19 protein-coding genes and 1 pseudogene are annotated in these 23,269 nt (G+C 61.1%); 7 read left to right on the plus strand and 13 right to left on the minus strand.

The genetic code is table 11. The annotated features are described in order from the left end of the window. Positions 1–346: 346 nt before the first annotated feature. The 3 genes and pseudogenes from ftsE to H3S97_RS08460 form a co-directional block, all read right to left on the minus strand. Positions 347–1,375: pseudogene (gene ftsE / locus H3S97_RS08345) on the minus strand (cell division ATP-binding protein FtsE); the annotation flags it as partial. Between the two features lie 97 nt (positions 1,376–1,472). Beyond that, the gene (gene prfB / locus H3S97_RS01155; RefSeq protein WP_198177402.1) at positions 1,473–2,606 is read right to left on the minus strand and encodes a peptide chain release factor 2; all 1,134 of its coding nucleotides are present in this window, start codon (positions 2,604–2,606) and stop codon (positions 1,473–1,475) included. Positions 2,607–2,713: 107 nt separating this feature from the next. Next, positions 2,714–2,845, minus strand: coding sequence for a hypothetical protein (locus H3S97_RS08460; protein ID WP_255297770.1), 132 nt, complete (start codon positions 2,843–2,845; stop codon positions 2,714–2,716). Between the two features lie 147 nt (positions 2,846–2,992). On the opposite strand from H3S97_RS08460, the gene dapD reads away from it, so the two are divergent. Then, positions 2,993–3,952, plus strand: a complete 960-nt coding sequence (gene dapD, locus H3S97_RS01160) for a 2,3,4,5-tetrahydropyridine-2,6-dicarboxylate N-succinyltransferase (RefSeq protein ID WP_198177401.1) — start codon at positions 2,993–2,995, stop codon at positions 3,950–3,952. A 19-nt stretch (positions 3,953–3,971) separates the two neighbouring features. On the opposite strand, the gene H3S97_RS01165 is transcribed toward dapD, so the two are convergent. The 3 genes from H3S97_RS01165 to H3S97_RS01175 form a co-directional block, all read right to left on the minus strand. Continuing rightward, entirely contained in the window at positions 3,972–5,261 is a 1,290-nt protein-coding gene (locus H3S97_RS01165; RefSeq protein ID WP_198219652.1) for a citrate synthase, read from the minus strand. 349 nt (positions 5,262–5,610) lie between these two features. Then, positions 5,611–6,387 (minus strand): type I methionyl aminopeptidase, encoded by a 777-nt coding sequence (gene map, locus H3S97_RS01170; RefSeq protein WP_024626681.1) that lies wholly within the window; start codon positions 6,385–6,387, stop codon positions 5,611–5,613. Between the two features lie 103 nt (positions 6,388–6,490). Then, positions 6,491–7,204 (minus strand): DUF308 domain-containing protein, encoded by a 714-nt coding sequence (locus tag H3S97_RS01175; RefSeq protein ID WP_198182770.1) that lies wholly within the window; start codon positions 7,202–7,204, stop codon positions 6,491–6,493. Positions 7,205–7,378: 174 nt separating this feature from the next. Here H3S97_RS01175 and H3S97_RS01180 point away from each other — a divergent pair, with 174 nt between their 5' ends. Further along, complete coding sequence (locus tag H3S97_RS01180; RefSeq protein ID WP_198219392.1) at positions 7,379–9,472, plus strand: M13 family metallopeptidase; 2,094 nt, start codon at positions 7,379–7,381, stop codon at positions 9,470–9,472. Positions 9,473–9,594: 122 nt separating this feature from the next. Here the strand turns inward: H3S97_RS01180 and H3S97_RS01185 are convergent, their stop codons facing one another. Further along, a complete protein-coding gene (locus H3S97_RS01185; RefSeq protein WP_198219393.1) occupies positions 9,595–10,110 on the minus strand; it encodes a single-stranded DNA-binding protein in 516 nt (171 codons plus the stop codon). Between the two features lie 369 nt (positions 10,111–10,479). Here H3S97_RS01185 and H3S97_RS01190 point away from each other — a divergent pair, with 369 nt between their 5' ends. Next, on the plus strand, positions 10,480–11,334 hold the full coding sequence (locus H3S97_RS01190; protein WP_198219394.1) for an exodeoxyribonuclease III: 855 nt from the start codon (positions 10,480–10,482) through the stop codon (positions 11,332–11,334). A gap of 134 nt (positions 11,335–11,468) precedes the next feature. Here the strand turns inward: H3S97_RS01190 and H3S97_RS01195 are convergent, their stop codons facing one another. Then, positions 11,469–13,283: a proline--tRNA ligase gene (locus tag H3S97_RS01195; protein WP_198219395.1), complete on the minus strand. Its 1,815-nt coding sequence runs from the start codon at positions 13,281–13,283 to the stop codon at positions 11,469–11,471. Positions 13,284–13,597: 314 nt separating this feature from the next. Between H3S97_RS01195 and H3S97_RS01200 the strand changes: the two genes are divergently transcribed. From H3S97_RS01200 to H3S97_RS01215, 4 genes are all read left to right on the plus strand, one after another. Beyond that, positions 13,598–14,383 carry an ABC transporter ATP-binding protein gene (locus tag H3S97_RS01200; protein ID WP_198219396.1) on the plus strand — a complete coding sequence of 262 codons (786 nt, stop codon included), beginning with the start codon at positions 13,598–13,600 and terminating at the stop codon, positions 14,381–14,383. Beyond that, entirely contained in the window at positions 14,383–15,882 is a 1,500-nt protein-coding gene (locus tag H3S97_RS01205) for a hypothetical protein (protein ID WP_232356203.1), read from the plus strand. Before H3S97_RS01200 ends, H3S97_RS01205 begins: the two co-directional genes overlap by 1 nt. 80 nt (positions 15,883–15,962) lie before the next feature. Beyond that, entirely contained in the window at positions 15,963–16,661 is a 699-nt protein-coding gene (locus H3S97_RS01210) for a hypothetical protein (RefSeq protein ID WP_198219398.1), read from the plus strand. 264 nt (positions 16,662–16,925) lie between these two features. Beyond that, a complete protein-coding gene (locus H3S97_RS01215) occupies positions 16,926–17,378 on the plus strand; it encodes a GNAT family N-acetyltransferase (protein WP_332468253.1) in 453 nt (150 codons plus the stop codon). A gap of 45 nt (positions 17,379–17,423) precedes the next feature. Here H3S97_RS01215 and H3S97_RS01220 read toward each other — a convergent pair whose 3' ends face one another. From H3S97_RS01220 to H3S97_RS01240, 5 genes are all read right to left on the minus strand, one after another. Continuing rightward, positions 17,424–18,830, minus strand: coding sequence for a PIF1 family DEAD/DEAH box helicase (locus H3S97_RS01220; protein WP_198219399.1), 1,407 nt, complete (start codon positions 18,828–18,830; stop codon positions 17,424–17,426). A gap of 40 nt (positions 18,831–18,870) precedes the next feature. Continuing rightward, complete coding sequence (gene orn, locus H3S97_RS01225) at positions 18,871–19,572, minus strand: oligoribonuclease (protein WP_198219400.1); 702 nt, start codon at positions 19,570–19,572, stop codon at positions 18,871–18,873. A 194-nt stretch (positions 19,573–19,766) separates the two neighbouring features. Further along, on the minus strand, positions 19,767–21,314 hold the full coding sequence (gene guaB / locus H3S97_RS01230; protein ID WP_198187386.1) for an IMP dehydrogenase: 1,548 nt from the start codon (positions 21,312–21,314) through the stop codon (positions 19,767–19,769). Positions 21,315–21,380: 66 nt separating this feature from the next. Next, positions 21,381–22,571: an MraY family glycosyltransferase gene (locus H3S97_RS01235; protein ID WP_198187387.1), complete on the minus strand. Its 1,191-nt coding sequence runs from the start codon at positions 22,569–22,571 to the stop codon at positions 21,381–21,383. Then, positions 22,568–23,227 (minus strand): L-threonylcarbamoyladenylate synthase, encoded by a 660-nt coding sequence (locus H3S97_RS01240; protein ID WP_373564668.1) that lies wholly within the window; start codon positions 23,225–23,227, stop codon positions 22,568–22,570. Before H3S97_RS01240 ends, H3S97_RS01235 begins: the two co-directional genes overlap by 4 nt. Positions 23,228–23,269: the final 42 nt, after the last annotated feature.

The following is a 23,269-nucleotide window of genomic DNA, read 5'->3' on the forward strand; positions in this document are numbered from 1 at the left end:
TTCCGTCCTGCTTCCGAAGGCCCGGATCTTCAGTCTGCCGATCCCGGGACCCGCTTTCAGCGGTCGCCTTGGGTTCGGCAACATCCGAACCAAATGCGGAGTTCCGAGATTTTCTGGAGGCTGTACGTTCCACACGGGGATGATTGGCGGACTCATCACGATCAGTTCCTGCCTTGTCGCGGTCCCTGTCCCTGTCCCTTGATTGACCTGACCGACCCTGGCTGCCCTGGGCCGCAGGCCTGCGGAACCGCTCATCCGAGTCAGAGCCTTTGCTCCGATCGGGCTGCCCTGCAGCCGTGTCTTCGTGCTGGCTGGAATCTTCCTGGGCGGACTCAAGGCTGCCCAGACCCTTGCCCCAGGTCAGGGTGTCCTCCACCGAGGTGAAGACCTGTCCATAACGCCCGGTTCTGCCCGAATGCATGGACTTGGCCAGACGCGCGATCCCCTCGTCGCCATACTGACCCTGGTTGACGGCCTGTGCAACCGCTTGGACCACCTGCTTGGCCCCCTTGGTCCCATCCGCGATGGGCTCGGTAGCCGAGCTGTTCCCATCCTGCACAACGACCTGCACCGGACGGCGCCCTGCAACTCCAGCCTTACGCACACGATCCAGGGCATCGCCGTCAGCGGGATCCCCGATGGCATGATGGGAGCGTGCAGCCACTTCTGCATCGGGGAAGAAGCGAGAAGAATCATAGGAGCCGTGGGCCTCATCACGCATGATCCGACCTGTATGCAGCTCCACCACACGCTTGCGCATGGAGTTGACGATCTCCTCGTTGTGGGTGGCCATGACCACGGTGGTACCGGTCCTGTTGATGGCGTCCAGGACCTCCATGATGCCCAAGGAAGTGGTGGGATCAAGATTGCCGGTAGGCTCATCCGCCAGCAGAATTTCCGGGTTGTTGACGTAGGCCCGGGCCAGAGCAACACGCTGGGCCTCGCCGCCGGAGAGCTCGTGGGGATAGTTGTGCTCCTTGCCGGTCAGTCCCACAGTCTTGAGTACCTGGGGCACCAGGGTCTTGATGGTGGACCGACGGGCGCCGATGACCTCCAGCGTGAAGGCCACGTTCTGCCATACTGTCTTGTTGTTGAGCAGTTTGTAATCCTGGAATACAAAACCAATGGAACGCCGATAGCCGGGAATCTCGCGGTTGCGCAGACGTCGCAGGTCATTGCCGGCCACGCGGATCTCCCCCTCGGTGGCCTCCTCCTCGCGCAGGAGCAGACGCAGCAGAGTGGTCTTGCCCGACCCGCTGGCACCCACCAGAAAGACGAAATCCCCGCGATTGACATCCAGGCTGATGTTGTCCAAGGCTGGACGGGACCCCTTGGGGTAAATCTTGGTCACGCCCTTGAGCGAAATCAACGCCATTTACACTCCGTTCCTCGGTATTCCCATACAGAGGCTATCAAGAAGACCGACACTACTCACCCATGAAACACCGACCGGACCTGAGCCGGACGAAGCTCTACTTGTCGGCTTCCTCCTCGCGGGCCTGGACCCGCTGCTGGTGCCGCCAGCGAATGCCGGCCTCGATGAAGGCGTCAATGTCACCGTCGAAGACCCCCTGGGTATCCGAGGTCTCGTATCCGGTGCGCAGGTCCTTGACCATCTGGTAGGGATGCAGCACATAGGAGCGCATCTGGTCGCCCCAGCTGGCCTTGATGTCGCCGGCCAGCTCCTTCTTCTTCTTGGCCTCCTCCTCATGCCGCAGAACCAGCAGCCGGGACTGCAGAACGGCCATGGCAGCCGCGCGGTTCTGGATCTGGCTGCGCTCATCCTGCATGGTGACCACGATGTTGGTCGGCAGGTGGGTGATGCGCACAGCCGAATAGGTGGTGTTGACACCCTGGCCGCCGGGGCCGGAGGAGCAGTAGGTATCCACTCGGATGTCCGAGTCGGGGATGTCGATGTGGTCGGTGGGCTCCACCAGGGGGATGACCTCGACAGCAGCGAAAGAAGTCTGCCGCCTGCCCTGGTTGTCAAAGGGCGAGATCCGCACCAGACGATGGGTGCCGCCCTCCACCGACAACCGCCCATAGGCATAGGGGGCGTCCACCTGGAAGGTGGCCGACTTGATGCCGGCCTCCTCCGCGTAGGAGGTGTCCATGACCTTGGTAGAGAAGCCGTGCCGTTCAGCCCATCGCATGTACATTCGCAGGAGCATCTGGGCCCAGTCGGCCGCATCCACCCCGCCGGCGCCCGAGCGGATGGTGACCACGGCAGCGCGCTCGTCGTACTCCCCGTCCAGCAGGGTCTGAATCTCCATGTCATCCAGGTCGGACCTCAAAGAGTCGATCTCCTTACGGGCCTCCACCAGGGTGTCCTGATCATGCTCCTCCTGGCCCAGCTCCTCCAGTGCCTGGACATCGTCCAGCCGTGAGGAGGCGGACTCCAGGTGCTTGAGCTGGGATTGCAGGGCCGAGAGCCTGCTGGTCACCTTCTGCGCATTCTCCTGGTCGTCCCAGAGTCCGGGCGCGCTGGCCTGACGCTCCAAATCAGCAATCCGCGAGCGCAGACCCTCCGGGTCCAGCGCCTTGGAAATCATCTCGTACTTGGCCTTGGCCTGCTCCAATGCTTGAGCAAAATCCATCTCTGCCATACCGTCTCACCGCTTTCCAGACCGGCTCCGCACGAGCCGGCCACCGTCTTCATTCCTGTTTGCCTTTGCCTGTGACGGCCGAATTCCCGCCGACCGGACGGGCCGGGTCAAAGGCCGCTGAAGATGGCAGGGATGACGAGACTGGCCAGCAACGCCACGGCGATGACCAGGCAGACCGCCCTGGCCGTATTGCGACGCCGGCGCTCCCGGCGCTCCCGCTCATGACTGTAGGCACTCATAGTTGATGATTTTACCTATCGGCTGGGACCTGGCTGACGACGATCCAGACCCGGCTGTCGGACGGACCGCCCGTGTTTGAGCATCACCCGGTTTATCCTGTAAGACAACTTGATGTCAACACGACTGCACCGCCTGAAGGAGGAACGATGAGCACAGCACGCACCGCATGGGGTTGGGGCCTGGCCAGCCAGGACGAACAGGGCCGGACCCTGGACGTCTGGTACCCCAAGGCCGAGATCTCCACACCGCCGACCCCGGCGAACCGTCCCAACCACGACTTCGGCGACCAGGTTCACAACCAGCCCGACGCCCGCGGCATCCGCAGGGTGCCTGTCTTCACCGTCGCCGATCTGGATGGCCCGATAGCCGATGCCGCCGACGCCTATCTGCGGCTTCACCTGCTCAGCATGCGCCTGACCCCGCCCAACAGCATGAACCTGGATGGGATCTTCGAACAACTGACCACGGTGGTCTGGACCAACTACGGACCCTTCGCCGTGGAGGACTTCGCCCTGCGTAGGTCAGGGGTCATGGATGCAGCCAGCCGGTCCATGCCGGGTATCCCGGTGACGCAGGTAACGGTGATGAGCGTGGACAAGTTCCCACGTATGGTTGATTACGTGGTTCCCGAGGGAGTCCGCATCGGCAATGCCGATCGGATTCGGCTCGGCGCCCACCTTGCGCCGGGAACGACGGTGATGCATGAGGGCTTCGTCAACTTCAACGCCGGAACCCTGGGCCATTCCATGGTCGAGGGGCGAATCTCCCAGGGGGTTGTGGTCGGCGACGGTTCGGACATCGGCGGCGGGGCCTCCATCATGGGCACCCTGTCCGGTGGAGGCCGCCATCGGGTCTCCATCGGTGAGCACTCCTTGCTGGGAGCCAACGCCGGCATCGGCATCTCCCTGGGCGATGACTGCGTGGTCGAAGCCGGGCTCTATGTCACCGCTGGTACCAAAATCGGCCTGGGCGACCAAGTGGTCAAAGGAGCGGAGTTGAGCGGACGGGATCATCTGCTCTTCATCCGCGACTCCCGCACCGGCCAGGTCAAGGCCCTGCCCCGGAAGAAGGGGATCGAGCTGAACGAGCGGCTGCACGCCAACTGAGCCCAGGCGCTCATCGGACTCAGCGCTGCTCCATGGGCAGGTAGTCACGTGGACCCTGGCCGGTATAGACCTGCCTGGGACGCCCGATTTTCGTGTCAGGATCGTCCAGCATCTCCCTGTACTGGGCGATCCATCCGGGGATGCGTCCTAATGCGAAGAGCGTGGTGAACATCTCCGGGTCGAAGCCGATGGCGCGGTAGATGAGCCCGGTGTAGAAGTCCACATTTGGATAGAGGTGGCGCTCGACGAAGTAGTCGTCATGCAGGGCCAGGTCCTCCAGTTCCAGAGCCACGTCGAAGAGTTCCGCATCCTCGGCATTCCTATCCTGGTCGGGTTCGTCCATGAGCTTGTAAAGCCACTGCTTGGCTATGGCCGCGCGCGGATCATAGGACTTATAGACCCGGTGGCCCAGACCCGCGATTTTTCGCCCCTCGCTCTTGGACTGGTCCACATACCCCCGCACGCCCAGACCGGAATCCCGTATGCTCTTCAACTGACGCAGCACGGCCTCGTTGGCCCCGCCGTGCAGGGGACCTGACAGGGTATTGATGCCGGCGGCCACTGCCGAATACAGGTTGGCCCGGGCCGAACCGGCAATCCGCACCACTGAGGTGGAGCAGTTCTGTTCATGGTCGGCATGGATGATCAGAAGCTTGTCCAGGGCCTGCACCTTGAGAGGATCGGCCTGATAGGGCTGGTAGGGCATGGCGAAACTCATCCGCAGGAAGTCCTCCACATAGCCCCAGGTCCTGTCCGGGTAAAGCAGCGGCTGGTCACGGCGACGACGGTGAATCAGGGAGACGATGGTGCGCACCTTGGCCATGATGATGGCACTGGCCTCATCCAGCTGATCGGAATCGTCAACATTACAGGTATCCGGGTGGAAGCCGGCCAGAGCATTGACCGCCGCAGCCAACACACTCATGGGATGCGCCTGGCGGGGGAAGGAAGAGAGCAGATGGCGGAAGTCCTCCCCTACGACCGTGTAGCCCAGGACATGGCTGCGGAACCGCTGGTACTGCTCGGCATCAGGCAACTCACCGTGGGACAGCAACCAGGCCACTTCGAGGAAATTGGACTGGGCACATAGGTCCTCTATGGCATAGCCTCTGTAGCGCAGTATGGACCGCTTGCCGTCAATGAAGGTGATTCCCGAGACGCACTGGGCAGTGGTCTGGAAGCCGGGATCCAGCGTGACCCAGCCGTCGTTGCGCAGGGAGGAGACCAGAATGCCGTCGGGCCCTTCGGTGGCGCGAACCAGGGGAAGATCAACCTGTTCGGAATCGATGGACAACCGTGCTGTGGACACCACGCACCTCCTGTCAATCAACCAGTGAGGTGCCAGTGAGAGTCGACGGCCATGCCGGATCAGGCTACCGGCACCTGTACCGGCGTGGAATTGCCGACATGCTAGCAGAAACAACCACGACTTCGATTACCGGCTTGTAACCACAAGCATGAATCCGTCACCTCCACCCACGACGCGCAGGTCCAGGCCAGTGCCGTCCTCGTTCCCACACCAGCCTGGGGGCACAAGGCCAGGGAAGAAAAGGCCGGTGTCAAACAGGGCAGGTATCAAAGAGGGACCCAGGAGCATCCACATTGTGGACATTCCTGGGTCCCTTATAGTCCTAGCTCGGCCGCGAGCAACCTATGACTCAGTCCCTGGTCGTCAGGATGACAGGCCCCTGCTCGGTGATGGCGATGGTGTGCTCGCTGTGGGCGCCGCGCGATCCGTCTGCAGAACGCAGGGTCCAACCATCCTTGGGATCCTGGTAAATCTGATCGGTGGTCGCCAGGAACCAGGGCTCAATGGCGATGACCAGGCCCGGGCGCAGCTTGTAGCCGTGATGAGGCGTGCCGTCGTTGGGCACATGGGGGTCACCGTGCATAATCCGCCCTACTCCGTGTCCGCCGAACTCCAGGTTGACGCTGTATCCGTTTTCATGGGCAACCTGACCGACTGCGGCGGAGATATCACCCAGGCGGTTACCGGGCTGAGCCTGGGCGATGCCCGCCTTCAGGGCCTCTTCCGTGGTTCGAATCAGGCGCAGATCCTCTGGATCTGCATGCTCGCCCACCACGAAGCTGATGGCCGAGTCGCCCACCCAGCCGTCCACGTTGATGGCCAGGTCCAGGGAGAGCAGATCGCCATCCTTGAGGTTGTAGTCATATGGCACCCCGTGCAGGACGGCATCGTTGACGGACAGACAGATGTAGTGGGCGAAGGGGCCGGTGCCGAAATCAGGCGCGTAGTCCACATAGCAGGAGGTGGCTCCCTTACGGGAGTTGATCCTGTCCTTGACGTAGTCGTCCAGCTCCAGCAGGTTGACCCCGGGTTTGCTCATGGCCTTGAGCTCCTTGAGGATGCTGCCGACAAACCTGCCCGCCGGCTTCATCTGTTCGATCTCCTGCTTGGTTTTGAGCTCGATCATCCTCTGCGTCCTTTCATAATTGGTGCCCGCGGGTGCCGCCCCTCAGAATCCTGCCCAAGTACTACCACTCAGTATTATCGGGTCGGTCGGACGAGTCCGGCTCTCAGTTCCGACCGAAGGTGAAGGCCCTGATGATGGAGACGACTCCCAGCACCAGAAGTGCACACCCGCTGAAAATGACCAGGAAGATGACGGAGCTCAGCGGGTAGATCATGACGATGATCCCGGCGATGATGGAGACAATGCCCGAGAAGATGGCCCAGCCTGAATGCGGGAGCCCCCAGGATGCGGCCAGACTCATCACGCCCTCCATGATCCAGCTGATGCCCACGATGATGGTGACTAGTAGGGTCAGCGCTGAAGCGGACAGGGCCGTGTTCCTGACGATGACAATGCCGCCGACGGCGATCAGGGCGCCAAAGAGGACACCGAGCACCCGCCAACCGCCAGGAAGCCCCTTGGACACGATGGAGGTGGCCAGACGGACCACGCCGGAGATGATGAAGTAGATGCCCAGCACCACAGTCACGGCAATGAGGGTCTTGTCCGGTCTGAGCAGAAGAGCCAGGCCCAGGATGACGCCAATCACGCCCATGACGCCCATAATGATGCGGATGGCCCGCAGGGTTCTGAATCCCAGATCCTCTGCGATCATGGAGAATGGATCCATCCGTGGCGGGCGCCCCTGGTAGCCGGGGTATTGCCCATACTGACCATAATTATTCTGTCCGTAATAATTCTGGTATTGGCCGTTATTCTGCGAAGAATCCTGACCACCGTACTGATTGGGCTGACCGCCCTGCATGGGATCCGTCATACCGTCCTCTTTCGCTCACTCAGGGCGACCGAGCGGCCGTCCTGTTACCGTCTACCAAGTTTAAATCACCAAGGAGGCAATCGCAGCTTTTCCTTCGGCGGATGGTTCGCCGGTCCGCTGATTCCCGGCGACCCCGGGGCATGGCATGTCACCAAATATGGCTAGGCTTGTGGCATGGCACAATCTACAGAATCCACGACCTCCTCCGGACTCGATCCGGCCTCCTTCTCCTCGGTCATTCGCCCCCAGGACGACCTCTTCCGCTTCGTCAATGGCCCCTGGATCGACACCTACAGTCTGCCCGAGGACCGTTCCCGGTTCGGCTCTTTCGACAAGCTCGCCGAGGATGCCGAGGCCCAGATCCATGAAATCCTCGAGGACCCGGAATCCCCGGCTGTCAAGTCAGCCCTGCTCTATCGCAGTTTCCTGGACACCGAGGCCATCGAAGCCGCTGGAATGGAACCCATTCGCCCAGACCTGCAGGCCATTGATGCCGTGACCGACAAGAAGGCACTGACCAGCCTGCTGGGCCGGCTCAATCCCACTGGCGGCCCCGATCTGTTCGGCATTGCCATCTATGGCGACCCGGGCAACGCCGGTGTCAACGTGGCCCATATGGAACAGGCCGGGCTAGGGCTTCCCGACGAGGCCTACTACCGGGAGAAGAGCTACGCTCCAGTCCGCCAGGCCTACACCGACATGGTCGCCTCCCTGCTCAGGCTCTCCGGCTACGCCGGCGACCAGGAGGATGCCCACAGGCAGGCGGAGTCCTTCCTCGAGATCGAGACGCGCATAGCGGCACGCCACTGGGACAACGTGTCCACCAGAGATGAGGATCGTACCTACAACCCCACCACCCTGACTGACCTGGAATCAACACTCGCCGATTTCGACCTGCACACCTGGATCGAGTCCTGGCAGAAGGCATACGCAGCCAGCCCTGTCGCCAATCTGCAGCCGGTCGATCTGAGCTCGGCCCTGTCCAGGACCATCGTGCACGAACCCTCCTTCCTGCAGGGTTTGAACGAGCTCTGGAAGACCAGCGACCTGGAGGATCTGAAACTCTGGGCCCGCGTGCACACCCTGATCGAGTGGGCAGGTCTGCTCAGCGGCGACTTCGATCAGGCCAGGTTCGACTTCTATGGCAAGGTCCTTTCAGGCACGACCAAGATGCGTGACCGCTGGAAGCGAGCCGTCTCCCTGGTCAACGGCATTTGCGGCGAGGATGTCGGACGCGAATATGTTCGTCGGCACTTCCCAGCCTCCAGCAAGGCCCGGATGGAGGCTTTGGTCTCAGACCTGATCGACGCCTATCGGGTCTCCATCACCTCCAGCGACTGGCTGGGCGAACAGACCAAGGTCAAGGCTCTTGCCAAGTTGGACAAATTCTCGCCCAAGATTGGATACACCGAGCACTGGCGCGACTATACGGCACTGGCTGTGGATGAAAAGCTGGGTCTGGTCGACAACGTGCGGCGGGCCAACCTCTACGAGTCCGGCTACCAGTTCGGCAAGGCCGGTAAGCCTGTGGACAAGGAAGAGTGGCTCATGAACCCTCAGACGGTCAACGCCTACTACGAGCCCACTCTGAACGTCATCGTCTTCCCCGCGGCCATCCTGCAGCCGCCCTTCTTCGATCCTGAAGCCGACGACGCCGTCAACTACGGAGGCATCGGTTCGGTCATCGGTCACGAAATCGGCCACGGATTCGACGATCAGGGCTCCAAGTACGACGGCGACGGACGTCTGCAGGACTGGTGGACCCCGCAGGACCGTGAGAACTTCGAGCAGCGGACCAAGGCACTCATTGAGCAGTACAACGGATTTGTCCCCCAGCAACTTGCCGAGAAGTACGCCGACAAGCCCGAGCAGGCACCTCATGTCAATGGAGCTCTGACCATCGGCGAGAACATCGGGGACCTGGGAGGCGTCAACATCGCCATCAAGGCCTACGCCCTCTCCTTGCAGAAGAAAGAGGGCGGCACAGAAGGGACGGACGATGCCGCCATGGACCGGGCACTGGCCTCGGCTCCGGTCATGGACGGCTACACCGGCCTGCAACGGTTCTTCCTGTCCTATGCCTCCATCTGGAGGACCAAGAACAGGGATCAGCTGGCCGAACAATATCTGCAGATCGACCCCCACTCCCCTGCTGAATTCCGTACCAACGGCATCGTCAGGAATGTGGATCGCTTCTATCAGGCCTTCGGGGTCACCGCCGACGACGGCATGTGGCTGGAACCCCAAGCACGGGTCAAGATCTGGTAAACCGGTTCGATTGAGATCGTTGGTTGGTTGACGGTTTCAATCAGCCCGCTGATCAAGGCGGGAGGTCGACGGGAATCAGTTGGCCTCCCGCCTTCGTCTTGCTCGGCCTCAACAACTTTTGCTCATCCGGCATTGGAATTCTTCACCGATGTACGATCGTCTGCAGATGACACAGATGAGGCAGGAGCCGATTCAGTTTCGGACGGCGAAGATGACGGCGGCGTGGTCCACGGATCCGGACCGTCGGCCCCCTCATCAATAGACGCATCACCAGATCGGATCCTGGTGAAGGTGTCCTGTCCACGTGCCAGGTCGTGACCGATGCCATCCGCCACCAAGACCAGGCTGCTATGCGGCTGACCGTCACTGGTCCACTCCTCCGTTACCAAGGAGCCGGAAACCATTACCGGATCACCCTTGTGCAGACAGGCCAGGGCATTGACCGCCAGAGTCCTGAAGGCTTTGACCGTCAGCCAGGTGGTGGATTTTCGTTTCCACACCCCAGCTGCAGCATCGTAATAGGACGGTGTAGAGCCCAATCTAAAGGAGCAGACAGGGGTGGACCCCGACTGTCCCAAACGCGTTGGCTGGGTCCCCATGAAGCCGAAGACGGTTGTTTTTATTTCGTTGATGGACATACCGGAACCTCTCTGTTGTTGTTATGAATCCGACGCTGTAAATCTGCCAGTTGATTCCTGATCCTGCAGCGGTGAGGCCATTCGACGGAGGATCCCCGACCGGAGCGCGGATAATCGGAGCGGGGGAAGGGACTGGCCCCAGCCAGGAACCCTCCGTCGAACGGTGAATCCATCCTGCCTCCGCCCACGTCTCCGCACCTGACCCGCAGACCAATGTGGTCGAACGGGCTCGGTCTGGTTCCCGTGGTGGACAAGCCGCCCCCATGGCTGGGTTCCGAATGCCCCTCCACTGTCCAGGACCATTGAGCATTGGCCTGGGCTAAACTGTGAGAGCAGATACATCGGTACGGTTTGGAAGGACCCGCAGTCATGGTTCACACGCTGGTCAGTTGGAATATCGATTCGCTCAACGCCGCCCTGCTGGGCAAGAGCAGCCGCAGCGCCCTCTCCTTGAAGGTGGTGGAGTCCATACGGGATTTGGACCCCGATGTCGTAGCCATCCAGGAGACCAAACTCAACGGTGACCAGAAGAAATCCGCGGGCATCCTTAAGGCGCTCATGCGCTACTTCCCCGATTATCAGGAGGTGGACCGCCGCTCCGAGGCCCCGGCCCGCACAGGCTATGCAGGCACGCTCATGCTCTACCGCAAGAGCCTGCCGGAACCTACAGTGACCCGTCCCCGCATCGGCGCTCCGGACACCATGGACGACGAGGGCCGCATGCTCACTCTGGAGTTCCCGGACTGCTTCGTCACCACGGTCTACACCCCCAATTCAGGATCGGGACTGGTCAGGCTCAAGCCGCGCGGCGTCTGGGACGATCGCTACCGTCACTACCTGCAGGAACTGGATGCCCGCAAGCCGGTCCTGGCCTGTGGCGACTTCAACGTGGCCCATGAGGAGATCGACATCGCCAACCCGGCATCCAACCACCATTCCGCCGGCTTCACTGATCAGGAGCGCGAGAAGTTCGGCCTTCTGCTGGATACAGGCTTCACCGACACCTTCCGAAAGATCCATGGCGATGCCGCCGGATTCTACGATGACCACCGCAGCATCTACACCTGGTTCGCTCAGCGGGCTCCAAAGAGCAAGATCAACAACTCCGGTTGGCGCATCGACTACTGGCTGACCTCCAACAGAATCGCTGACCAGGTCAGCACCAGCGAACCCGTGGACACAGGCGAGCGCCAGGACCACCTGCCCATCCTGCTGCGCATCTGACCGGATAGGTTCCCGAACCAAAACCGATGCAACCAAAAGGGTGGGGCCTTGGTCGCATAGATCATGACGCGGCCAAGGCCCCACCCCTCTATATTTATATTGGTTGCGGCAGGCAACTATAAGTGCGGCATATCCTACTGCAGAGCTGCAATCCGATCCACGATCACCTGAGCGGCCTGATCGGCAGGAACTGCTTGCACCTCCGAGCCGTCGCGGTTGCGAATCTCGATGGTGCCGTTGGCGATGGTGTCGCGTCCGGCGATGGCGACCAGGGGGACCCCGATCAGCTCGGCATCCTTGAACTTGACCCCTGGAGACACCTTGGGCCGGTCGTCGTAGAGGACCTCCACGCCACGGTCCTCCAGGTCGGCAACCAGTTTCTCAGCAGCATCGAAGGCCTCCTGCTTCTTGCCGGTGGCCACCACATGAACCGCAGCAGGAGCGACAGCCTTGGGCCAGGCCAGACCCTTGTCATCGTGATGCATCTCGGCGATGCAGGCCAGCACACGGGAAATGCCGATGCCATAGCAACCCATCCAGACCGGCACCGCCTTGCCATTGCGGTCCAGAACCTTCAGACCCAGTGCGTCAGAGTATTTCAGTCCGAGCTGGAAGACCTGGCCGATCTCCACGCCACGCTCGAAGCTGAGCGGCCCTGATCCGTCAGGGCTCATGTCACCGTGACGGACCTCGGCGGCCTCCACCACTCCGTCGGCTTGGAAGTCACGACCGTAGACCGCATTGGCCAGGTGCACGCCTTCGGCATCAGCACCGGTCACCCAGTCTGAGCCAGGCGCCACATGGGCATCGAGGAAGTAGCGGATATGGGCGGCAGACTCGGTGTCCGAACGCTGAGGACCCAGCACACGGGGACCGATGTACCCCTTGACCAGCTCGGGATGCGCCGCAAGGTCAGCCTCACTGGCCTCCTCGATCTCGGCCGGGGCGAACTGGGCCTCCAGCCGCTTCATGTCCACCTGACGGTCGCCCGGCAGGCCGACGGCCACCAGCTCCCGCCAGCCCTCGGGATGGTCATCATCCGCAGGGTGCTTGACGGCTACAATCAGGTTCTTCAGGGTATCGGCAGCGGTCCAGTCACGGCCATCCTCACGAGGATGCAGCTGGTTGAACCGCTCTACCAGGGTGTCGATGGTGGTCGAGTCGGGGGTGTCCAGCTCCTGCATGGCCGGGGTCTCGGCATAGTCGACGGAATCGGGACGCGTGGTGGTCAGCGCCTCAACATTCCATGCCTTGCCCGAGGGAGCCAGGGCAAAGGTGTCTTCGCCTATGGGCAGCGGAGCCAGGAATTCCTCGGACTCGGATCCCCCCATGGGCCCGGAGACCGCATGGACGATTACGTAATTGACACCCAGTCGCTTGAAGATCCGCTCATAGGCGCCGCGCTCATCCTGGTAGGCCTTCTTCAGCCCCTCCTCATCCACGGTGAATGAGTAAGCATCCTTCATAATGAATTCGCGACCCCTGATCAGCCCGGCGCGGGGACGGAACTCGTCGCGGTACTTGGTCTGGATCTGATAGAGAACCACCGGCAGGTCCTTGTATGAGGAGTACATGTCCTTGACCAAAAGGGTGAACATCTCCTCATGGGTGGGAGCCAGCAGGTAATCAGCGCCGTGCCTGTCCTGGAGGCGGAAGAGATTCTCGCCGTACTCCTCCCATCGGTGGGTGGCCTCGTAGGGCTCGCGAGGCAGCAGGGCCGGGAAGTGGACCTCTTGGGCGCCAATGCCGTTAATCTCCTCACGGACCACGGCCTGGACCTTGTCAAGGACTTTCAGACCCAGTGGCAGCCAGGTGAAGATGCCCGGGGCCACCTTGCGGACGTATCCGGCACGCTGAAGGAGTTTGGCCGAGTCCACATCGGCGTCGGCCGGATCCTCCCTGAGGGTCCGCAGAAAGAGGGTTGACATGCGCATGGCTTTGGTTCTCATACCTCCCAAAGATATGCGCGCAAAGGGACAAGCAACCATAAAAGATGACCTGTGACAATTTGCTGCAGGAGAGCCCGAAATCTGGAAATTATTGATCGCGCCCATCATACATAGTTCTGGCGGCCACGCCTCGGATCATCTCTTGAGATCAATCGAGACGCTGCGGAATACGGAGACCGCAACTTCTTAGAACAATTCCGAATACCGTTCATGAGCTTTGTCAAGCACACCGATTTGACTCGGGCAGTTGTGTAATGTAGAATTAAATGAATTTTGAAGTAAAATTAGTTCAATCTTTTTATTAGTTTGGTTCAATGGTGAATTATAAAGTAGACGTTTCCCTCTCGCACGTGTCTTTCTCCTACGGCCGTAAACAGGCGTTGTCGGATGTGTCCTTGAGCTTCGGCAATGGCGTATTCGGGCTCTTGGGGCCCAATGGTGCCGGCAAGACGACACTGATGAATATTGTGACCACCTTGTCACGTCCTTCCTCGGGCAGTGTAAGGATAGCCAGGGCGAATGTGCTGACAAGCGCTGGACGACGTCGGGCCAGGAGCCGAATCGGATATTTGCCGCAATCGTTCGAGTTGATGAATGCTTCCAGCCTGATGCGCAATGTACGGTACGCCGCATGGGCGCGCGGTCTGTCCTGGAAAGCTTCCTGTGATGCAGCGGTGTGGGCCCTGGAGCAGGTGGAATTGTCCGGGGAAGCTCGCCGCCCGGTGCGCAGCCTGTCCGGTGGCATGCGTCAACGGGCGGGCATCGCGTGTTCAATTGTCGCCCGTCCCGACGTGCTTGTCTTGGACGAACCGACCGTTGGCCTTGATCCGGTGCAGCGCATTGAGGTGCGTAAATTCCTCGACGCATATGCGGACAGCCACACAGTGCTGGTGAGCACGCATTTGGTCGAGGATCTGGCCGCAATCGCCGACCGCGTGCTGGTACTCGACCACGGGCATCTGCTCCTGGACGGACGCATGGATGATCTCGCCGCCTTGGCCGATCCTGAGGAGTCAATGGCATCGCCTTGGGAATCCGGTTATCGACGGCTGCTGACGGGATCCGGACACCTGCCATTTGACCAGGGTGAGGTCTCATGATGGCCCGTCTGCTCAATCCCTTGTCACCGGTGAGCTCGCTGGTGTTCTTTCTGTCAATGATGGCATATCCGGCCGCATTATCGGTGCGCAACTACGGAGTCGGCCAATCAGATGCGTCCCCGTGGGCACTGACAGATGCGGCCTTGCAGTTCGACCTGACCTGGATGCATCTGGTGACGGATGTAATCGCCTGCATGTTCGGCGCATGGAGCGCCTGGAAAGCGTGTTCCCCGCGATCCATGGTCGCGCCGCCCTGGATCGGGGGCCCGTCTGTCCGCAGATATGGTGTGCCTGTCCTCAAGGGTGCCGCATTGAGTTCCCTGGCCTATGTGGCAGGTTGTCTTCCCGCCATCGTCCAGACACTGCGGTTCACAGGCGGGTCGGTTCCCGTGGGAGCCTTGCTCATGGGTATGGCAGTGCCGGCGGCCATGTTCGCCCTCGGCTATGCGCTCGGGGCCATCATGGGCAGCCGCTGGTCCCTGGTGCCGGCCACGCTTTTGCCTGCTGCCCTGTGTTGGGGCAGCTTAGTGCTGCTGATGCCGCGCATACCCAAGGGTGACGTGTTTCCCCGAGCCTGGGGGTCGCCGCTGGCCGTGGTGATGCCGATGATGGACACGGGCATCGGTGCCGAACCGGGACTCAGTATTAACCTTTCAGCGGTGACAGTGCGCTGGATCTTGGTCGCAGTAGTGCTGGCCGCATCCACAGCGGCATGCACGCTGACCGCACACCAGTGGCAGCCCGGCCTGTCTTGGATAGTCGCCCCATTGGCTGTGCTTCTTTTAGTTCCGACTGCTGCCGGGGGCCTGGTAGCCATGTCCGGCCCGGCGGAATGGCGACGATCCGCTCCGTTCACCCCGGTGTGCAAAAGCATAGACGGCGTGCCGCTGTCAGTGTGCTCCCACCCGGATGATGGCGCCCACCTGAGACGCTACATGCGATATATGCGGTCGGTCGCCTCATGGTTCCCCAAGGACAGTGTGGAAGGCAGCTCGGGTCTTGTGCTTTTGCTGGGCAACGCCTTTACGCCTACGTCCCACGGCCAGGCGTGGAATCTCACCGGCCAAGGCCTGGCCGAACTGGAACACTTGGGCGGCAAGAAGATACAGATAATGACCGACACAGTCACCGAACGCACTGGACGATACAGTGACCTAGCTGATGTCACACAGGCCATCGTGAAGGAATTCGTCCATGCTGACTGCGCGGCTACGGCACTTAAAAACGTGTATAAACAACGGACATTGGATGATGGTGCCAGCGTGTCCGCCTTCGTGCTGGAGCAGTTGCCCCAGCGCATGAGAGAGACCGCCTACGAGGCGTTGGGCGGAGGAAACGGGAGCTCTGGGATGGGAAGCGCCAGAGGCCCTGCCGCCGATCTACTTAACGACGCCACTAATGAAGAGTTTCATGCCTACGTGCGTCGCAACCTCTCTGAGATCGAACGCTGCGCCGTCACGCCGTCCGATGTCATCGATGATCTGGGGAAGAACCCCTGATGGGCGGTCGGCATCGACGTGGTTCCATGAAAGGCGGAATCTCAGTCGGATGGTTGGCTGGGCGCCACTCATGGGCGGCCTTGGCATTCATCGCGCTGGCTGCGGCCGTGCCCTTCCTGCTCGCCTCCGTCTCCGCTTCCGCTACCGGCGGAGAGATCTATGCTCGATCAGCATATTACGGGTACGTCTGCCTTCCTGATCCACATGCGGTTGTATTCAGCGACGCCGTACATACCCAATGCCCACAAGGCAAAAGCGCCGTGCCCAGTATGGTGCCCATGGCCGAGCTGGCCTACGCGGCGTTCAGCGCATGCGCCTTGGTCATGCTTGCCCCGCTTATGCCCACCTGGGAGCGCCTGAACCTGGCACGCGTCCGTTGGCGAGCCCTGGCTGCCGGGACAGGCGTGCTGATGCTGCCGTTTCTTTTCAGCCTCCTCCTTACCATACCTAGCTCCCACGGCGACCCGACCAACGCGCAGTCGCTACTTAGGCTGGCTTCCTGCAACGGCCTGGTCGACGCATCATTGGTCATGCTCGGCATCGCATTACTGGGCCGTTTCTACGGGCTTGGGCTGGGCGTAGGGCTGGCAGTGATCAATATCGCCAGCCAAGGTATGCAGGTAGGCATGGGGCTGACGCTTCGTCTATACCCCGAGGACATCAAACCGCCAGTTCCTGGACAGGGGATCTGGCCGGCGATTGCCACGGTCTTGACGGTCTTCGCCGTCATACTCTGGACGGTCACCGGAGGCCGGGGAATGATCATGGACAAGAAATAAAGAGCCAGCATAGCTGCTTTTGAGAGGTGCAAGAACCTGCCGGCCTTAACACTGCAGGAGTTTGCCCGAGTCCACCTAGCCGTCAGCCGAACCCGAAACCAAACGGCGCATGCAGGAAAAGGTCAGTAAATCCGCAACCTGACATCTGGCATCTATCCAGATCTACCCTCGGCCATGAGGACAGCCAAGATATGATGGTTATGTACGAACAGGTTTTCTGCTTTTACAAGGACAAGGCGGGCACCTATGTCATCAGAGCCAGGTGTGACCATCCAGACCTTCACCGACCTTGACGCAGAGCACATGACGCTCCTCCTGGAGGCCGATCCTTCGGAACGGATAATCCATGACGTTTTCACCCATTCCCGCGCCTATGAAATCCGAGTGGGACAAGCTCTGGCCGGTGCCATGCTGCTTATCAGACCTGTTACGGACGCCTTGGAAATCGCCGATATCAGCGTGAACCGCGCTTTTCGCAGACAGGGACTTGGAAGCAGATTAATAGAACGAGCCAAGATGGAAACTGTCGGGCTGGGTCTGAGCAGACTGGAAGTAGGCACCGGATCCACCAGTTTTGGAGCCCTTTGCTTCTACCAGACATGCGGATTTCGCATGGACCGCATTGTGCGGGATTATTTTGTAGACCGCTACCAGCAGCCCATTGTCGAGAACGGAATCACCCTTAAAGACATGGTCCGTCTGTCATGGTGTCTCTAGCGACCCGAACGACCGTACCGAGCCAAGACAAGTAAGGCCGACCCTTCAGAACAGCTGGTCCTGGCTGAATTCGTCTTCTGGTTCCTGACCGACGGCACGCTTGGTAAAGGACTCAGGACCTTCATCCTGCAGACGGGCACAGGCCGCCTTGGACTCAGCCCTCAAACCAGCATCCAGAACGATAGCATCGGGAGAGACCAGGAAGGCGTGCTCATTGATGCCTGTCAAGTAGAGCCCATCCAGACTTTCCACACGGGAGAGGGCCACGTATCCCATCCCTGGCGCAAAGGTCCGTCTCAGGTCCATGACCGCCCTGTCCAAGGTCATCCCCTGGGACTTGTGGATGGTGATCCCCCAGGCACAGCGAAGAGGCACCTGGTTGACGGCGGCCAAGACCGTGTCCCCGTCCATGGTCTCCCAGGCGGCCGGCTTCATGGTGACCACGTTGCCGTTCTGGAAGGAGACGATCGGCCATCCCCCCTTGGCCGAGCTGGTGAATCCGCTGACTGTACCTATAGAGCCGTTGACATATTGATGATCCTGGTCATTGCGCAGGGCCATGACTGCGGCTCCGGTCTTCAGGGCCAGATCCTCGGGAGCCAGCATGTTCTTCTTCAGACGCTCCACAAGTCTGGCCTCGCCCCGGGATGTGGCCTGGTAATGGTGAGCCTCTTCGTCAATGGAGGCCAGGCGTTTGTCGTTGAGCGTGTCGGCCTGCTTGTTGACCGGGAAGAGGTGGACCGCCACCTGACCGGGGGCGGGCACTGCGCCCACACGGGCGGCCAGGACATCATGGTCCTCCTGGGTGACGCCGCCCTCCCTGATATCGGTCAGGACGGTCAAGAGCTGGCCATCATCCTGGCGGTGCTGTTCGGTCAGGTAACAGATGACCGGGTCCAGGTCCTGCCAGACCAGTGATTCGGTTACAAACCCGTCCGGATCCTTACCGGCCTGGGCATAGCGTTCCCGGGCAGCCTGGAATTCAGGGCTGGGTAGTATTCCTGCAGCTCGGTTGGACCGAGTCACCGGTGGCAGCTGGAAGAAGTCCCCGGAAAGGACCACCTGGATTCCTCCGAAGGGTTCGGGGCTATGACGGACGGCCCGGCATGCCTGGTCCACCATGTCGAAGAGCCAGGCATGCATCATGGAGACCTCGTCGATGACCAGGATGTCGGTGCCCTCAATCTGCCTGCGACGGCGGGTCTTGATCCGCTTCAAGAGCGATTCGGTCATGCAGGTGGCGATGCCTACTCCGCTCCAGGAGTGGATGGTCTGGCCGTTGATGTGCGTGGCGGCGATGCCAGTCGAGGCTGTCACTGCGACAACCGCCCCGGCCTGACGAGCCTGAGCGACGAACTCATTGAGCACAAAGGTCTTGCCTGACCCGGGGGCGCCTGTGATGAAGGCATTGGCCCCAGCACTCAATATGGTCAAGGCTTCGGATTGCTGCATGCCTCCATGGTGCCACGTCAGAGGTACATGGCCACGCCTGTCAGTAGTCGGTCTTCTCGGGCTTGTTGGCATCCTCGACCGGATTGCCGGACTCTTCGTAATGGCGCAGCAGGCTGGTCTGCTCAATCTGTTCCGCACCGGCCTTGGACTGGGCCTGGTCGGGTCCGGGAGCCGGAAGGAAGAACATGGAGCGGTAGTAGCGCAGTTCGTCCATGGACTCGATGATGTCGGCCAGGGCCCTGTGGCCGCCATGCTTGGCCGGCTTGTTCTTGTAGACGTCCGGGTACCAGCGGCGTGACAGCTCCTTGAGGGTGCTCACGTCGATGACCCGGTAGTGCAGAAGAGCCATCAGGTCGGGCATGTACCGGTCGAGGAACTTCTTATCGGAGCCCACGGAGTTGCCTGCCAGATGGGCCTTGCCGTTCTTGGGCAGGAAGGGCTTGACGTACTCGATTACCTGACGCTGGGCCTCCTCAAGGTCCAGGCCGGTTTTCATCTCTTCGATCAGACCGGAGGAGGTGTGCATCTTCCTGACGAAGTCCCCCATATGGTCCAGGGCCGCCTGGGAGGGCTTGATGACCAGATCGATGCCCTTGTCCAGAGCCTTCATGTTGAAGTCGGTGGGTACCACGGAGACCTCGCACAGCTCGTCATGGAAGATATCCAGACCGGTCATCTCGCAGTCTATCCAGATCATGCGGGATTCCTCCGCCGAGAAAGTCAGATCATTCTTATCGCTCATCTGTACGCCTTTCAGATCCGGGTTGCCTCCCGGATCGCTCCTTCCGCCGCCTTGGACGGAACATTACAAGATACCGCCAGCACGTGACCGGCAGAGGATTCGTCAGCCCGTCCGACCGGACCGTAACGGGCGCGAGATATGCAATCGGCGCAGGTCCTGATGAGATCCTGCGCCGATCACCTGCCCATGTAGGCTCAGTTGTGGAAGCCTGAGTAGTTGGGGGCCTCCTTGGTCATGACGATGTCATGGGGATGCGATTCACGCAGACCGGCATCGGTGATCCGAATGAACCGGCCCTTGCGCTGCAGCTCGGGGATGGTGCGGGCACCGGTGTAGAACATGGTCTGGTGCAGGCCGCCGACCAGCTCGTAGAGCACGTAGTTGAGCGGACCACGGTAGGGCACCTCGCCCTCGACGCCCTCGGGCACCACCTTATCGGAGCTGGTGACGTCGGCCTGGAAGTAGCGGTCCTTGGAGTAGCTCTTCTTGCCGCGAGGGGCCATGGCACCCAGGGAGCCCATGCCCCGATAGACCTTGTACTGCTTGCCATGCAGGAGGACCTTCTCACCAGGGGCCTCCTCAGTGCCTGCCAGCAGACCGCCCAGCATGACCGAATCGGCCCCTGCCACGATGGCCTTGGCGATGTCACCCGAGTAATGAATTCCACCGTCGGCCACCAGAGGAATACCGGCAGGGCGGCAGGCCAGGGCGGCATCGTAGACGGCGGTCAGCTGGGGCACGCCCACGCCAGCCACCACGCGGGTGGTGCAGATGGAGCCTGGGCCCACGCCGACCTTGACCGCGTCAACTCCAGCATCGATCAGTGCCTGGGCGCCCTCGCGGGTAGCCACATTGCCGCCGATCACATCCACATGGTCGAAGGCGTGATCAGCCTTGATCCGGCGAATCATATCCAGCATGAGCTTGGCGTGGCCATGGGCGGTGTCCACTACCAAGATGTCTACCCCGGCATCGGCCAGGGCGGTGATGCGCTGCCAGGCGTCACCGAAGAATCCGACGGCGGCGGCCACGCGCAGACGGCCGCGCTCATCCTTGGTAGCCTCGGGGTACTGCTCGGTCTTGACGAAGTCCTTGACGGTGATCAGCCCGGTCAGCTTGCCCTCGTCATCGACCAGGGGAAGCTTCTCCACCTTGTACTTGGCCAGAAGCTGGTGGGCATCCTCCTTGGTGATGTTGGACGGACCGGTGATCAGGTGATCCTTGGTCATGATGTCGCTGACCTTGAGCCGGTCGAAGTCGGCGGGATTGACGAAGCGCATGTCACGGTTGGTGATGATGCCCACCAGCCGCTGCCGACGATCCACCACAGGCAGACCGGAGACCTTGTAGGTGGAGCAGAGCTTGTCCAGGTCGGTCAGCGTGGCATCCGGGGTGACGGTCAGGGGGTCGGAGATCATGCCGGACTCGGAGCGCTTGACGATGTCGACCTGATTGGCCTGATCTTCGATGCTGAGATTGCGGTGGAGGACGCCGATGCCGCCGTTACGGGCCATGGCCACAGCCATGGCGGCCTCGGTGACCGTGTCCATGGCGGCCGAAAGAACCGGGGACCTCATGGTGATGTTCCGAGTCAGCCGGGTGGTGGTGTCTACCTCGGAGGGGATGACATCGGATTCGTTGGGCAGCAGAAGGACGTCGTCATAGGCCAGACCGATTTTCTGGAAGGCGTCGGGCAATTGAGTGTAGGAGGAGGGTTCGCTTTGTGGGTTTTCCATAGCCATAGCACCATGCTACAAGTGCTTCTTGACCGTTAAGAGTATCGTGTCCGTACTGTTTCATCCAGCGAATCAGCTGTCCTCATTGTTATCGTGGCGGCTCCTGCGATGCCAAGGCGGTCTGGCAGCATGCTGCGAGCCCTGGGCGGCGAGAAGGGCGTTCTCGCGCCTGATCTCGGGAAGTCGACGGCGGTAGTAGGGGTAGAGGGTGGCGAAGGTCAGCAGTATGGCGGCCAGAGCCAGACCGATCAAGACATATCTCAGTCGGAAGAAAAGAATAAAGAGTGAGCCGAAGGCGATCAGGGCGGCCCAGCCCCAAAGAATAAGGACAGCGGAACGAACCGTGTGGCCTATGCGCAGCATACGGTGGTGCAGGTGCATGCGGTCGGGGTGCATGGGTGATTGCCCGTGGCTGAGCCGCCGGACGATGGCCAGGCACATGTCCAGAACAGGCAGGAAAAGCACCAGGATGGGCAGAAGAATGGGCATGAAGGCCGGCAGATAGATGCTGGCATGAATGGTGGCCGGATCCAGCCGGCCGGTGACCACAATGGAGGCGCAGGTGATCAGGTATCCCAGCAGCATGGATCCCGAGTCGCCCATGAAGAGCTTGGCCGGATGCCAGTTGTGCAGGAGGAATCCCACGCAAATACCCACCATGGCCACGTCGATCAGGGTGGCCAGGGAGGCGTAGTCGGGCGAGATGCGGGCGATGATATAGGAGTAGATGGCGAAGGCGATGCCCCCGATGGCCACGATGCCTGCAGCCAGGCCGTCAAGTCCGTCCACGAAGTTGACCGCATTGATGGAGGCCACGATCAGGAATGCCGTGATGGCCATGGACAGGCTGGGCGAGGCCGCCACCAGGGATCCCAGCGGCAGGGAGATGATCTGGATACCACCCCAGGAGACGAAGACCGAAATCAGCAGCTGGCCGGCCAGCTTGAGCATCCAGTCCAGGTCCCAGAGGTCGTCGGCTATGCCCAGCAGGCAGATGGCTACGGCCCCGGCCAGGATGACCCAGGCCTGATGGCCGGACTGGAAGAGGCCTGTGATGAAGGGAATGCGGGAGGCGAAGCACATGGCCACGGCAAAGCCGATCAACATGCCCAGGCCGCCCATACGAGGGGTGGGCACCTTATGTACGTCGCGAGCGCGGACCACGCCTACGGCGCCAACCCTGATGGCGAGGTGACGAACCATGGGCATGACCAGCCAGGTGGCCCCGCCAGCGATGGCGGCAATGAACAGGTATACCCTCACTGGCCCTCCCCTCCGCTGGACCGGCCCGACAGAAGAGCACGGACCCGGGCCTCGCCGATGACGCCCTGCCGCAGCACGTGTATTCCGTCAGGATCGGTCCTGTCGGCTTCCACCACCGTGCTGGCCACTGAGCCTGGGGTCGGCCCCCCGTCCAGGTAGAGATCGACGCTGTCACCCAGCTCGGCTCTGGCCTGCTGGACGGTCTCCACACTTGGGTTACCCGATCGATTGGCGCTTGAAGCAGCCAAGGGGCCGGTCACCTGCAGGAGTGTCCGGCAGATGGGCGAGTCGGGTACTCTGACGGCCTGGGTAGGACCCTCGGGCTCCATCCGAGGAGTGCGCAAGGGGCAGGACCTTCCTACCAGGGCAATGGGCGAAAAGGGACCGGGCAGCAGCTCGTCAGCCAGGCGATCAAGAGGAGCAGGCAGGCTAAGATCCAGCCGGTCCATGGTCTCGACCCCATCCAGCAGCACCTGGATGGACTTGGTCCTGGGACGGTGCTTGGCCTGGAAGAGCCTATCGATGGCCGCATCATTGCATGGATCACAGACGATGCCATAGACCGTGTCGGTAGGAATGACTGCCAGTCCTCCGGCAGCCACCACCCGGGCCAGCAATTGCGGCGAGCGACTGTCATAGGTCATCACCCGGCTCATACCCTGCATCACGACCTTTCGGCTCGACATGTTCATGTGACC

The sequence above is a fragment of the Bifidobacterium choladohabitans genome, from assembly GCF_016102005.1.
GTDB lineage: Bacteria > Actinomycetota > Actinomycetes > Actinomycetales > Bifidobacteriaceae > Bombiscardovia > Bombiscardovia choladohabitans.